The sequence below is a fragment of the Intestinibacillus sp. NTUH-41-i26 genome (assembly GCF_032769475.1).
GTDB classification, from domain to species: Bacteria; Bacillota; Clostridia; order Oscillospirales; family Butyricicoccaceae; genus Agathobaculum; species Agathobaculum ammoniilyticum.
Genome location: NZ_CP136477.1, coordinates 1,928,231 through 1,941,232, shown reverse-complemented (window position 1 = coordinate 1,941,232; position 13,002 = coordinate 1,928,231). Strand labels below are relative to the sequence as shown.

Genomic DNA, 13,002 nt, shown 5'->3' with positions numbered 1-13,002 from the left:
CTGGAATGTGGCCTTCACCTACCGCGCCAGCCGCGCAGCCGCGGGCGCGCTGGCGGAAAAAGTCCGGTGCGCTGGCGCTTTGTGCCGACCTGACGGATGAGCGTGCGGTCGGACGTGCGGCGGGGGAGGCGGTAAGCTATTTTGGCGGATTGGATGCGGTGGTGTGCAACGCAGGCGTGGCGGAGCAGAAGCTGTTTCAGGACATTACGGAGCAGGAATGGCAGCATATGCTGGATGTCAACCTGCTGGGCGCGGTGCGGACCATCCGTTCCGCGCTGCCGGGCATGCTACACAGAAAGCAGGGCAGTATTGTGACCGTGTCCTCCGTCTGGGGGCAGGCTGGTGCGTCCTGCGAGAGCCACTATGCGGCGAGCAAGGCGGCGCTGATCGGTCTAACCAGATCGCTCGCGCTGGAACTGGGGCCTTCTGGCATTCGGGTCAATTGTGTCGCGCCCGGTGTGATCGATACGGATATGAATGCGGTGCACAGCGCGGAAACCATGCACGAGCTGGCGGAGCAAACACCGCTGGGGCGCATTGGCACCGCGCGCGAGGTCGCGGAAAGCATCCTGTACCTCTGCTCGGACAAAGCGGCCTTTGTCACCGGACAGGTGCTCGGTGTGACTGGCGGCTTCTGAAAGTATAACAAAAACCCCCTCTGTCATTCGGCAGAGGGGGTTTTTGTTATTCATTTTTAGAACAGCGCGAGAATTTTGGCGATCTCGCCGCGGGTAATCTTGCCCAGAGGTTGCAACGTATTGTCGCTATAGCCGCCGATGATGCCGGCAGCAACGCAGGTTCTGACCTGATCGACCGCCCAGGAGGGGACGGAGGACGCATCCTTATAGGAAAGACTTGCCGCCGCATAGCCGCGCGGCAGGCAGCGTCCGATCACGGTCATGACCTCGGCGCGCGTCATATCCGCGTCCGGAGAGAAATACAGCTTGCCGTTCCGTGTCTCGCCGTTCATGATGCCCGCCTGCGAAACAGCGTAGACCGCGCCGCGCGCCCAATCCGGTATGGAGGCATCGTCGGCAAAGTCGAGCGCGCCGGTATACGAGGTGTCCAGACCGAGCAGGCGCGCCATCGTGACCGCAAATTCCTTGCGCGTCAGATTCCGCTCCGGACGAAAATAGGTTTTCCCGTCGCTGCCGGTTTCGCCCTTCATTATGCCGTTGGTATTCAGCAGGGAAGCGTAGCCGCGCGCCCAGTGGGAAGCGGTATCGGCAAACGCGTTGCTGGCGCTGCCTGCTGTGACGGTTGCGGAAGCACGGGTGCGGTTGCCTGCGTCGTCCGATACGTCGATCGTGACGCAATGCGTACCCGCAGACAGCGCGCCGGTTGTGACGGTCAGGGTGGCGCCGCTCATTTTAGCCGCGCCGTCAACCGCTTTCCCATCCACCTTGACTGTAATGTTGGAAGAACGGGCGGGATATTTGCCATTCTCCATCGTAGCGGTACCGCTGATCGTGGCCGCCGCGCCGGCGTCCACGGTCAGGGCGGTGCTGTTCAGCTTGACCGAGGGGGCGTCCGTATTGGTAACCGCGTGGTCGGCGGAAACGACGACCTGGTCTAGGTAGAGCGCGGAACCCGCAGCCCCGCTGCCGCTGCGTTCAAAGCGGATGCCGGTCAGCTTGGACGCGCCCTCCGGAACGGCGGCGGTAAGCTGCTTCCATGAGGCCGTGGTGGCCGCGGACAGGGCTGTGGTCAGCTCATTGCCCTCGGCGTCAGCAAAGACCGCGGTAAGCGTACCCTGCGTCCCCTCGCCGCGCGCCCACAGCGTCAGGTGCTTCCGGCCGGAAACATCGGCCTGCGGGAGCGAGATCGTCGCGGCCGCGACCTTGGTACCGTCATAGGCGGCCTTGAGCGAGCCTTCGCCGCGCGCGACCGCTGTATATCCGGTCACGCGGGTAAGCGTCATGCCCTCGGTGGCCGTGCAGCCGTCCGTGCCGGCCTCAAAATCTGCAACGGTTTCCGCGTCCTGCGGGTCGCCCATGCCGACATTCACCGTTATGGATTTGCTGGTCGCTCCATACGAACAGGTGAGCGTGCCGCTTGCCATGCTGTCGCCCGCGGTGAACACGCCTTTTTCGTCGATCGAGCCGATGCCGCTGGAAACGCTCCAGCTAAAAGCAGTGTCGATCGAGGCCATCTTCTGGCCAAGGTGGTAGGCGATCCCGTCCACATCGACGCTCTGGCCGGGCTTGACCGAGATTGAGCTGATGTCCTTGCCAGCGCTCTGCAGGCCGATCGAATTGACGTCGCCCGTGATGCAGATATCCATTGAGCCTTCGACCGAACCGTTGGAAGCGGTAATGGTGGCGGTGCCGGTTGCCGTACCGGCAGTGAATGTCTGGTTTTCGACCGTACCCAGATCACCGGATACGGTGTAACTCATGCCGGAGGGGTCCGGCGCAGGGCCGTAGGATGCGTCCGCGCCCTTGACCGAGAACCAGGTGGAAGCACCCGGCAGCACATAGCGGTAGCTTGGCGTGAGGAACGCATAGGCAGTGACGTTGTCAGATGTGACATGGTTGATAAAGAAAATATAGTTGGCGCAGGCGCGCTGGGAACCGTCCGAGGGGCTGGTAATCAGGGAAGCGGTGGATTCGCCGGGCCTGCGCAGCGCCATGGCGGAGGAGCCGCCGCCGTCCAGACAGATGGCGCGGACACAGCCCAGCGATACCAGCTCTTCCCCAAGCTGGGCGGCGGTCAGTCCCACGCTGTGCGAGGGCTGGTTCCCGTCAACCTCGTATAGCACGACCGTACCGTCCGACCGGACGCCGATCGCGCTGCGTGCGCGGTTGGAAGAGCCTCCATCTATCCCCGAGGTGGTGACAGAGCCGTTATCGATCAGCAGCTTGCCGCCGACCGCGTAATCCACATCCGCCCAGTTGGCGTCGTTCGCCGTGACCTTGAGCGTGACTTCCTCGCCGACAGGGAAGTCCACCCAGGAGGGGACGTTCGCACCGTCCGACTTGGTCAGCACCATCTGGTCGTCCGTGATGGTGAGCGGGCTGTTGCCCGTTCCCTTGTTGATGACTTTCATTTTGACCGTGCCGTTTACCGTGACCGGCGTATCATCCACGCGCTCGAGGATGATGTTGGTGCCGTTGGCGGTAAAGTGGGTCGAATCGTCATAGTTGCGGTCGAGCAGGTATGCGCCCGCGGTGGTACGGGTTTTATTGAAATAGGACACAGAAACCGTGCCGCTTGCGCCGGAAACCGTCATACTCATGGTCGGACGGCCCATCACGGCCGAGCCGTCCGCCTTGAAGCCGACCGCATACTGCCATGCGTCGGATGAGATCAGCTCGCCCTCGTCGATCACCAGCCCGATCGGGACGCCGCTGGACATGACGAAAAAGTCGGCGTTCGTGCCGCCAATGACCGATTTCCCTTGGCTCTCCAGATATTTGACCGCGTTTGTGATCGTGGCGCTGCTGCCGTAAAGCTGCTCGTCCGCATACACCATGATCGGCGAGACGCCTGTGTTCGGCCGGTATGTCAGGATATTTGCACGTTGCACGCCGGCGCTGTTTTTGCCCTCCGAGCGGGTATAGGTCAAGCCTTCTCCCACCGGATAGGAATAGGTGAAGCCGTTGCTGAATGCGGCGCCGGCCGCAGCTGTAAAGAGCTGTACTGCGGCAAGGGAAGCCGCCAGCAGGCGGCCGGATACTTTTGCGAAGTGTTTCATGGTCCTCCTCATTTTCTCAGGATAGTGGAAGCCTTGCTGCCGCGCCGCGCCCCCACTTCGCACGCAGCGCCGTCCCGCGCGCCTCTATCCCGCGCGCGGGGCAATGACATTGGTTTTCAGCGGTGCAGCCGCCGAAAACCATAAAAACCCGCGGCATATACGTGGGTTTTTATACCAATACGGAGAAAAGCTTCGTTTCCGGAACTTTTCGAAGCGCGGGACGCATCCGCGCCCGGCACGGTGCGTCCGTTCGACCGGAAGCATGGTTCCGATCGGCTTTTTAGATGCTCTTTACCACTTTTTCCAGCACCTCGGATATCTTGGGACTACGCACCGAGATATCTGCCGCATGGTGGTAGACGGCCTTGCGCGCGTTATACAGGCGGCGCGTTTCGGCCTGCTTGTCAGGGCCGGCAAGCAGCGGGCGGGTGTTGGAATAGGAAAGGTTTTTCAGGATGCGGTAATAGGGAGTGTCCAGATGGATGAGCAGGCCGGTCTCTCGGACTGCTTTCACGTTTTCCGGCCGGAGCACCGCGCCACCACCGAGGGAAAGCACAATCCCTTCCCGCTGGGAAAGCTCCCTGATGTAGGCGCATTCCCGATCGCGGAAATACGCTTCCCCCTGTTCCGCAAAAATGTCGGGAATTTTTTTGCCCTCCCGCGCCTCTAAATACTGATCCGCGTCGATAAATTCCAAACCGGTCAGACGGGCGAGTTTCCGGCCAATGGTGGTCTTGCCGCTGCCCATGAAGCCGCACAGCACGATGTTGCGCTTGCCGTGCTTTTCATGCAGGCGCTTGACCGCCATTTTGCCATAGGTGCGGCGCAGAATGGTTTCGCAGGCCTGCGGCTCGAACCGCACGCCCGACCAGACCGTCTGCGCGTAGGCCGCCTGCATGACCAGCATGAACAGACCGTCGCGCACGCGGGCCTTTTTGGGGTTGGCCAGCCGCATGGTGGCGGTTACAGGTGGGTTGTAAATCGCGTCGAACACATATTCGGCCTTGTGCGGCAGGTAGTGCAGGGGAGCGGCGTTTTCCCTGGGGTACATGCCGACCGGCGTGGAATTCAGGACGATCTGGATATCTCGGGGGATATGCCGGCGGTTATAGACCGCGATGTGTGCGCCGGGCACGGCCGCGCAGAGCTGCTGCCGCAGGGACTCCGCCTTGTCCAGGTTGCGGCCGGTGATGGTCAGGTACGCGCCCTGCGTCACACAGTGGTAGGCCATGACCGAAGCCGCGCCGCCATAGCCCAGCAGCAGGACCTTTTTCCCACGCAGTCTGATCCCATCCCTTGTAAGGGATTCGGCAAAGCCCAGGATATCCGTGTTGTAGCCAACCGCCTTCCCGTCCCGGAATGCCACGGTGTTGACCGAGTGCAGGTTGCGTGCGGCGGTGTCCACCTCGTCCAGCAGGGGGATGACCGCTTTTTTGTGCGGAATGGTGCAGTTGATGCCGCCCAGCCTGCGCTTTGCCAGCTCGAACGCTTCCGGCAGGTCTTCCGGCGGCACGGCGACGCCGATATAATCCGCGTCCTGGCCGGAGGCCGCGAACAGCTGTGCGTGCAGTTCCGGACTCATGGTATGGCCGAGCGGCCAGCCGAACAGCGCGTAGGTCGGCTTTTCCGGCTGGAACACGCGGAACTGTTCCATGGATAGCAGCATGGTATCAGCCCCCCAACCGTTCCAGTGTATGGAAAAAGTCGGGATAGGAGATCGCGACGACCTCCGGCTCGTCGATACGGCATGCGCTGCGCGCGGCGAGCGCCAGCACGGCGAGGCTCATGGCGATGCGGTGGTCCTTGTAGGTTTCAAAGGCGGCGCCGTGCGGACGCTTGCCGCCGCGGATAATCATGCCGTCGTCGGTTTCCTCTGCGTCCACGCCTGCCTTTTTCAGTTCGGTGACCATGGCGGCGATGCGGTTGGATTCCTTTACCTTGAGCTCCTGCGCATCGCGGATGACCGTCTCGCCCTCGGCGTAAGCCGCCGCGACCGCGATGACCGGAAGCTCGTCGATCAGGCGGGGGATGATCGAGCCGCCGATCTCCACACCGCGCAGCATACTATGTTTGACGGTTAAATCGCATACGGGTTCCGCGTCGTCGTGAAAATTCGATATGGAAATATCTGCCCCCATCTCGTGCAGCACGTCCAGAATGCCGGTGCGCGTCGGATTGACGCCAACGTTCCGGATCGTCAGCTCTGAGCCCTCGACGATCGCGCCCGCGACCAGGAAAAACGCCGCGGAAGAAATATCGCCCGGCACACGGATATCCACGGCGTACAGGTCCTCCGGCGGCTCGAGCGTGATAGTGCTGCCGTGTGTTTCGACCTCCACGCCCAAGGCGCGGAACATGCGCTCGGTATGGTCGCGCGAGGGCGCAGGCTCGATAACCGTGGTCTGCCCCTCGGCATAGAGGCCGGCAAGCAGAATGGCGCTTTTAAGCTGCGCGGAAGCGACCGGCAGGCGGTATTCGATGCCGTACAGTTCGCTTGGATACAGGGTGAGCGGGCAGTAATTGTCGTTTTTGCCTTCAATAGACGCGCCCATCTCGCGCAGCGGCTTGATAACGCGGCCCATCGGGCGCTTCTGGATGGAGGCGTCACCGTTTAAGGTGGCGGTGAACGGCTGTCCGGCCAGGATGCCGCACAGCAGACGGGTGGTCGTACCGGAGTTGCCGGTGTACAGCGTCTCCTCCGGCGCGCACAGGCCGTGTAGGCCCACGCCCTCCACGATGACCTCGCTGTCCGTGATCTCGATTTCCACGCCCATTTTGCGGAAGCAGTCGATGGTGGAAAGGCAGTCCTCGCCCATCAGAAAGCCGGTGATGTGGGTCGTGCCATTTGCCAGCGCGCCCAGCATGACCGCGCGGTGCGAAATGGATTTGTCGCCCGGCACGGTAATCTCGCCGCGCAGCGGGCCGCAGGGTTGGATTTGCATTTGTTTTTACTCCTCCGTCGCATCGGACACCTGATAGCTGCCGATGACCTTGATGTAGGGAAGCTCCTCATGGAGCTGGTATAGCAGGGACTGTACAGCATGGTCACGCATATTGCCGGTGAAATCCAGATAGAACACATAGCACCAGGGGCTGTCTTTCAGAGGTCGGGAATAGATGCTGGTCATGTCGATGCCGTAGTGCGCAATCGTATCCAGCACGGTGTTGAGCGAGCCCGCGACATTCGGGATGTGGAACGCGATTTCGATACGGTTGTCCTCCGGCTGGCTGGTAAGCATCCGGCTGACTGCGATAAAGCGCGTTTCGTTGTGCTTGAGGTCGTTGATGCCTTCCTCCAGAATGTGCAGGCCGTACCGCTCGGCCGCTTCGCGTGAGCAGATGGCGGCAAGCCGCCTGTCGCCTTTATCGCGGACATTCTGCGCCGCGATCGCGGTATTGGCCACTTCGATCGCTTCAAGATTATGCGCGGCAATAAACGCGTGGCATTGGGGCAGGGCGTGCGGATGGGAGCATACGCTTTGAATATCCGCAAGCCGCGCGCCCGGCACTGCGGCCAGGCAATGCGAGATTTTCCGGATATACGAGCGGTTGATGCACAGGCCGTATTCCAGGAGCAGGTCGTAAACCTCGCTGACCGTGCCGGCGGTCGTGTTTTCGACTGGAACCACGCCCACATCCGCAGTGCCGTCGCGCACGGAGCGGAACACCTGCTCCCACGTCGGCACGTTGACCGGCTCGCACTGTGGGAACAGCGCGCGCGCCGCCAGCTCCTGGTATGCGCCCGGTACGCCCTGGTAGTAGACGGTTTTCGGGTCGAGCGCGGACCCCGCCGGATGGAACGGGAAACGCGCAGGCTCCTTCCGAAGCTGCTCGCTGTATTGATATTCGCGGCTCGCGCGGATCATGCTTTGCAGTAACGCGGTATATTTGAGCCGGATTTCCCCGTCCATACCCGCAGTGCGCTGTTCAATGATTTCCGCTTCCCGATCAGGCTTATAGACGCTGTCGTTCGTTTCGGCCTTGGCATGCGCCACCTCAAGCGCGAGCGACATGCGCTTGAGAAACAGCGCGCGCATCTGTTCATCCACCTCGTTGATCTCCCTGCGGATTGCGGGTAATTCACGCATAGCCGTTCGCCTCCCGCAGCAGGTCTGCCAGCGCGACGGCGCACGCCGCCTCGACGACGGGCGCGGCGCGCGTGACGATGCAGGGATCGTGCCGCCCATGGATGGAAAGCGGCTCAACCCGGCCGGTCTGAAGATTGAGCGTCTGCTGTAACGAAGAGATGGAAGGGGTCGGCTTGATGCACACGCGGAACACGAGCGGCATGCCGTTGGTGATGCCGCCGTTGACACCGCCGTTGTTATTGGTTTCGGTTTTGACCGTGCCTGCCTCCTGATAGATGGCGTCGTTTGCGTGGGAACCGCGCAGCGCGGCAAAGGCAAAGCCCGCGCCGAACTCCACGCCCTTGACCGCGGGTACGCCGAACAACAGGGAGGACAGGCGGCCCTCCACCGTATCCAGCATGGGGCTGCCAAGTCCGGCGGGCAGGCCGGTGGCCGCGCATTCGATCACGCCGCCTACCGAATCCTGCGCTTCGCGCGCATCCTCGATCGCGGCGAGCATGGCGTCCAGCGCGCGCGGGTTATTGACCGGATAGTCGGCCTCCCGCAGCGCGTCAAGCTGCTCGGGACACACATCCACATCGTCGAACGGCATATCCTGAATCTGCGCGATGGACTGGATATGGGAGCCGACCGTCACGCCCTGCGTTTTCAGCCACAGCTTGCACATCGCACCCGCGAACACAAGCGGCGCGGTCAGCCGGCCGGAAAAATGGCCGCCGCCGCGCGGGTCGTTGCAACCCTGATAGCGCACCATGCCGGTATAGTCCGCGTGGCCCGGGCGGGGCTGCGCGGACAGCGCGGCATAATCGCCCGAGCGCTGGTTGGTATTCTGGATAAGGGCGCAGAGAGGCGTGCCGGTGGTTTTGCCGTTGTAGACGCCGGACTGGATAAGCGGCAGATCGGCCTCCCTGCGCTGGGTGGACTGCTTGTTGCGCCCGGGGGCGCGGCGCTCCATCTCGCGCAGGATAAAGGCTTCGTCATATGCGACGCCAGACGGAAACCCGTCGATCACCACGCCGATGCCGGCCCCGTGCGATTCGCCGAAGAGCGATAGTTTGATGGCGTTTCCCCAAATGGAACCCATTGGGCATTGCCTCCTTACAGTTTGAGAATGTATTTGTGCAGCGTTTCCACGTCGATCGGGGTGATCTCCGCGCGGCCCGCCTCGCGGACCAAGATGAAATTGACCGTCGCGCCGAACTTCTTTTTATCCGACAGCAGGGCGGTGTAAATCGCCTCGCGGTCATAGGTCAGAGCGGTCGGCAGCCCGATGTGCTGCAAAAGCTTTGTGAGCGGCGCGGTCAGGTCCTGATTGCCAAGCAGGGCGCTCAGCCGCATGGCCGCAACCATACCGATGGCGACCGCCCTGCCGTGGGTCAGGTCGGTATAATGCCCGAGCTTCTCCGCCGCGTGGCCGATCGTATGGCCGAAGTTCAGAATCATGCGCAGGCCGGTATCGTGCTCATCGATCGCGACCACGTCGCGCTTGATCTTGACGCATTCGTAGATGATATCCCCGATGCGCGCCTTGTAATCCGGCAAGGCAACCAGGTCCAGAATGCCCTTATTGGCGATATAGCCGTATTTAACCACCTCGGCCATCCCGTCAGCGAAGGTCGCGTCCGGCAGGGTAACAAGCACCGCCGGATCGATCAGAACCAGGCGCGGCTGGTAAAACGCGCCGACCAGGTTTTTACCCTCCGCGAGGTCTACGCCGGTCTTGCCGCCGACCGAGGAATCCACCTGCGCGAGCAGGGTGGTTGGAATCTGGCACAGGGCTAGGCCGCGCAGGAAAGTTGCGGCGGCGAAGCCGGTGATATCGCCCACCACGCCGCCGCCAAGCGCGATAACAAGATCCTTGCGGGTCATGCCGGCGGCGAGCATGTCATGATAGACGGTCTCGACCGTTGCCAGCCGCTTGTACTCCTCGCCCGCGGGGATGACCGTGTGGGAGACCGGAAAGGAAAATTGGCGTTCCAGCGCTTCCAGATACAGCGGCGCGACCGTCGAATCCGTGACGATATGCGCGCGGCTGGGGGAAAAAACATCGAGCATGGCCGCCGCCGCGCGGCCGAGCAGGCCGGTTTCAATATGGATATCGGACACGCCGTTCGTGCCCGTCAGGCTTAGGGTCTGCACTACTGAAGCACTCCTTTGATGATAAACTGCACATTTGTACCGCGCCGTCAGGCGCATTTTTAAGATGGGAAATCGAGCGATGCGGCGCGCGAAGTCGCGCTTTGGACGCGCCCGCGGCAAAACCTCGTCACGTCCCCCTCGCCGGAAACGGCAGCTTCAAGCGAAATCAGATTTCGCGCCCCACTGCCTGCGCCACCGCGCGCAGATTGGTCATGGTTTCGTGGAACGAATCGTAGGTGAGCGACTGCGCGCCGTCTGACAGGGCGTGCGCGGGGTCGTTGTGAACCTCGATCATCAGTCCGTCCGCGCCCGCGGCGATCGCGGCCTTGGCCAGTGGCTCAACCATCCAGTAGATGCCGCCCGCGTGGGACGGATCAACGATGACCGGCAGATGGCTCATGCGCTTGAGTACGGGCACCGCGGAGATATCCAGCGTGTTGCGGGTGTAGGTTTCGTAGGTGCGAATGCCGCGCTCGCACAGGATAACGTTTTCGTTGCCGCCTGCCATGATGTATTCGGCGGACATGAGGAATTCCTCCATCGTATTGGCGAAGCCGCGCTTGAGCAGCACGGGCTTTTTGGTCTGGCCCAGCTCCTTGAGCAGCTCGAAGTTCTGCATATTGCGCGCGCCCACCTGGAAGCAGTCGCATTTATCCAGGAACAGCTCGATATGCGCGGGGTTGGTGATCTCGGTCACGACCGGCAGGCCGGTCGCCTCATGCGCCTTGTGGAGCAGTTCGAGGCCTTCAGCCTTGAGGCCCTGGAACGAATACGGGGAGGAGCGCGGCTTCCACGCGCCGCCGCGCAGCACGGCGGCGCCGTCCGCTTGCACATGGCGCGCCACGTCGATGATCTGCTCCTCGCTTTCGACCGAGCAGGGGCCGGCCATCACGACCAGCTTTTTACCGCCCACGACCACGCCCGGCGCGATCTCGACCTGGGAATTATCCGGATGGAACTTGCGGTTGGCCAGCTTGAATGGCTCCTGCACCTTGATAATGTTTTCCACCTGGGGGTCGCGCAGCAGCGCGTCCTTATCCACCGCGCCCGTGTCGCCGACGAGACCGATGACGATCGTACCCGCGCCGTAGATCGGGTTGGCCTTGACATTCCAACGCTCGATGTGCCTGGAAAGCTCTTCAACGTGTTCGCGGGTCGCACCCTGCTTCATAATGATAATCATGTGTTTTCTCTCCTTGTCATATTGGGGGTGAATTGCGTTTGTCCGGCGGAGAAAAAGCATAAAAAAAGCCTTTCATCCACAAAGAGGGACGAAAGACAAACATTCCGCGGTACCACCCACATTCGGCATGGAAACCATGCCGCACTTTTTCGGATACACAAAATATCCTATCCCTGTAACGGAGGAGTCCGTCGGCGCCTACTGCAAGGTTTTTTTCAGCGCCGCAGCTTAAGAGGGAACTTCATCGTGCCGGCGTCTGCGTCCGTTTCCAGTCATGCCGGACACTCCCTGAAAGCCGCACTTGGAACAACTACTTTCCTCTGTCATCGCTTTGTGCAATATTTGTACTTATTATATTACCGATGCCTCGGGTTGTCAATGCAAAAATTGTTACGGTTTTGTTTCATGAGGAATTGCGGTCAAGGGCGTCGGACAGTCATATTCCGCAGACGGCGCTCATAGAGTAGGACAGGTGATGCAATATGGAAGTGAAACAGGACAAAGCCTACCAGCAGGCGGCTGGATGCCTGCCGCCGCTTCGCGCGGCGCAGCTCGCGGCGCTGGAGGGGCAGGAGGAGGTCGAGGAGCTGCGGTTTCGGGCGGGACGGCCGCCGGCGGTCAAAACGGCCCGCGGCGAGCGGGAGCTGGAGCTTGCCGTCGTTACCGCGCAGGAGCTGCGGGAGATCCTCAGCCGCGCCGCGCGGTATTCGGTACATAGCTATACGGAAAGCTTGAAAAACGGGTTTGTTACGCTTACGGGTGGCCACCGGCTGGGTGTCTGCGGCACCGCAGCGGAGGAAAACGGAAAGGTCGTCGGCATACGCGGGCTGTCCTCCGTCAATCTGCGCATCGCGCGGCAGGCCTGGGGGGTGGATGCCGTGATCGCGCCCTGGGTTGGGGAGGGTGAGCCGCAATCCATGCTGCTGCTGTCGCCACCCGGCTTTGGGAAAACCACGCTGCTGCGGGAATGGGTGCGCGCGGTGTCGGACAAGGGGCATACGGTCGCTGTGGCGGATGAGCGCGGCGAGGTGGCGGCGCTGGCAGACGGCGTGCCGCAGTTCGCGATCGGGCGCTGTACTGATGTGTTGGAAAACTGCTCGAAAAAGCGGGCGGCGCTCATGCTGCTCAAAACCATGTCGCCCGCGCTGCTGGCGTTCGACGAGATCACCGCGCCCGAGGATGTGGAGGCGGTTTCGCTTTGCGCGCACTGCGGCACGGCGGTACTCGCGACCGCGCACGCGGCGGGAACGGACGACCTGCGGCGCAGGCCGCTTTACCGCTCCCTGCTGGAACTGGGCGTTTTCAGGCGGGCGGTCGTGATCGGCCGGAGGGATGGAAAGCGGGAATACCGCATGGAACGATTGGAGGAACGGACATGCTCAAGCTGATAGGTGCGGTGATGATATTCGGCTCCTGCGCGGCGCTCGGATTGTCTGCCCGCCAGGGCCTGCGAAAGCGGGTTGCGGCGGCGGACGCGATGCTGATGGCTCTCTCGCTGATCAGCAGCGAGATATCCTGCCGCCGCGCGCCGCTGCCTGAGATCATCGGGACGCTGGCGGAAAACGAAAACCCGACCGTCCGGCTGGTGTTCGGCGGCCTTCAGCGCCGCTTGCGCGAGCAGAATGGGCTTTCGCTCAGCTATCTGTGGCGCGTCAATCTGCGGGACAACCGCGCGGAGGCTGGACTCGGCGCGCCGGAATGCGATATCCTCTGCGACGCCGCGAACTACCTGGGGCGCTACGACGCCGTCGAACAGGCGGCGGGGCTGGATCAGATTGGCCGGCGCCTGTCCGCCGCGCGCGCGCGGCGGCGGCCGAGGAACTGCAAAGCAAGGGGAATTTGTACCGCACCTGCGGCATCGCGCTCGGGATACTGGTCGTTTTGGTGCTGATCTG

The 13,002-nt window shown here is 62.1% G+C and carries 10 protein-coding genes and 1 other annotated feature; of the genes, 3 read left to right on the top strand and 7 right to left on the bottom strand.

Annotated features, from left to right (window positions below; translation table 11 throughout):
* Positions 1-5 precede the first annotated feature (5 nt).
* Positions 6-638 carry an SDR family NAD(P)-dependent oxidoreductase gene (locus tag RX717_RS09980; protein WP_316960272.1) on the top strand — a complete coding sequence of 211 codons (633 nt, stop codon included), beginning with the start codon at positions 6-8 and terminating at the stop codon, positions 636-638.
* Between the two features lie 56 nt (positions 639-694).
* On the opposite strand, the gene RX717_RS09975 is transcribed toward RX717_RS09980, so the two are convergent.
* The 7 genes from RX717_RS09975 to aroF form a co-directional block, all read right to left on the bottom strand.
* On the bottom strand, positions 695-3,697 hold the full coding sequence (locus tag RX717_RS09975) for a phosphodiester glycosidase family protein (RefSeq protein WP_159068204.1): 3,003 nt from the start codon (positions 3,695-3,697) through the stop codon (positions 695-697).
* A gap of 280 nt (positions 3,698-3,977) precedes the next feature.
* Complete coding sequence (locus RX717_RS09970; RefSeq protein WP_107631972.1) at positions 3,978-5,363, bottom strand: shikimate kinase; 1,386 nt, start codon at positions 5,361-5,363, stop codon at positions 3,978-3,980.
* Positions 5,364-5,367: 4 nt separating this feature from the next.
* Positions 5,368-6,639, bottom strand: a complete 1,272-nt coding sequence (gene aroA, locus RX717_RS09965) for a 3-phosphoshikimate 1-carboxyvinyltransferase (RefSeq protein ID WP_054327296.1) — start codon at positions 6,637-6,639, stop codon at positions 5,368-5,370.
* A 6-nt stretch (positions 6,640-6,645) separates the two neighbouring features.
* Complete coding sequence (pheA, locus tag RX717_RS09960) at positions 6,646-7,785, bottom strand: prephenate dehydratase (protein ID WP_159068205.1); 1,140 nt, start codon at positions 7,783-7,785, stop codon at positions 6,646-6,648.
* Positions 7,778-8,869 carry a chorismate synthase gene (gene aroC, locus RX717_RS09955; protein ID WP_107631974.1) on the bottom strand — a complete coding sequence of 364 codons (1,092 nt, stop codon included), beginning with the start codon at positions 8,867-8,869 and terminating at the stop codon, positions 7,778-7,780. The genes pheA and aroC overlap by 8 nt, the downstream gene beginning before the upstream one ends.
* Before the next feature lie 14 nt (positions 8,870-8,883).
* Positions 8,884-9,924 carry a 3-dehydroquinate synthase gene (gene aroB, locus RX717_RS09950; protein ID WP_242977952.1) on the bottom strand — a complete coding sequence of 347 codons (1,041 nt, stop codon included), beginning with the start codon at positions 9,922-9,924 and terminating at the stop codon, positions 8,884-8,886.
* A 166-nt stretch (positions 9,925-10,090) separates the two neighbouring features.
* Positions 10,091-11,107 carry a 3-deoxy-7-phosphoheptulonate synthase gene (gene aroF / locus RX717_RS09945; protein WP_107631975.1) on the bottom strand — a complete coding sequence of 339 codons (1,017 nt, stop codon included), beginning with the start codon at positions 11,105-11,107 and terminating at the stop codon, positions 10,091-10,093.
* 81 nt (positions 11,108-11,188) lie between these two features.
* Positions 11,189-11,443 (bottom strand) — a binding site (T-box leader).
* A gap of 146 nt (positions 11,444-11,589) precedes the next feature.
* On the opposite strand from aroF, the gene RX717_RS09940 reads away from it, so the two are divergent.
* A complete protein-coding gene (locus tag RX717_RS09940; protein ID WP_054327300.1) occupies positions 11,590-12,495 on the top strand; it encodes a hypothetical protein in 906 nt (301 codons plus the stop codon).
* On the top strand, positions 12,483-12,998 hold the full coding sequence (locus RX717_RS09935; RefSeq protein WP_316960271.1) for a stage III sporulation protein AB: 516 nt from the start codon (positions 12,483-12,485) through the stop codon (positions 12,996-12,998). Before RX717_RS09940 ends, RX717_RS09935 begins: the two co-directional genes overlap by 13 nt.
* Positions 12,999-13,002 lie beyond the last annotated feature (4 nt).

Coding starts and splice junctions, on each gene's coding strand:
- RX717_RS09980 (WP_316960272.1), top strand. CDS start 6: ATGTGGCCTTCACCTACCGCGCCAGCCGCGCAGCCGCGGGCGCGCTGG.
- RX717_RS09975 (WP_159068204.1), bottom strand. CDS start 3,697: ATGAAACACTTCGCAAAAGTATCCGGCCGCCTGCTGGCGGCTTCCCTT.
- RX717_RS09970 (WP_107631972.1), bottom strand. CDS start 5,363: ATGCTGCTATCCATGGAACAGTTCCGCGTGTTCCAGCCGGAAAAGCCG.
- aroA (WP_054327296.1), bottom strand. CDS start 6,639: ATGCAAATCCAACCCTGCGGCCCGCTGCGCGGCGAGATTACCGTGCCG.
- pheA (WP_159068205.1), bottom strand. CDS start 7,785: ATGCGTGAATTACCCGCAATCCGCAGGGAGATCAACGAGGTGGATGAA.
- aroC (WP_107631974.1), bottom strand. CDS start 8,869: ATGGGTTCCATTTGGGGAAACGCCATCAAACTATCGCTCTTCGGCGAA.
- aroF (WP_107631975.1), bottom strand. CDS start 11,107: ATGATTATCATTATGAAGCAGGGTGCGACCCGCGAACACGTTGAAGAG.
- RX717_RS09940 (WP_054327300.1), top strand. CDS start 11,590: ATGGAAGTGAAACAGGACAAAGCCTACCAGCAGGCGGCTGGATGCCTG.
- RX717_RS09935 (WP_316960271.1), top strand. CDS start 12,483: ATGCTCAAGCTGATAGGTGCGGTGATGATATTCGGCTCCTGCGCGGCG.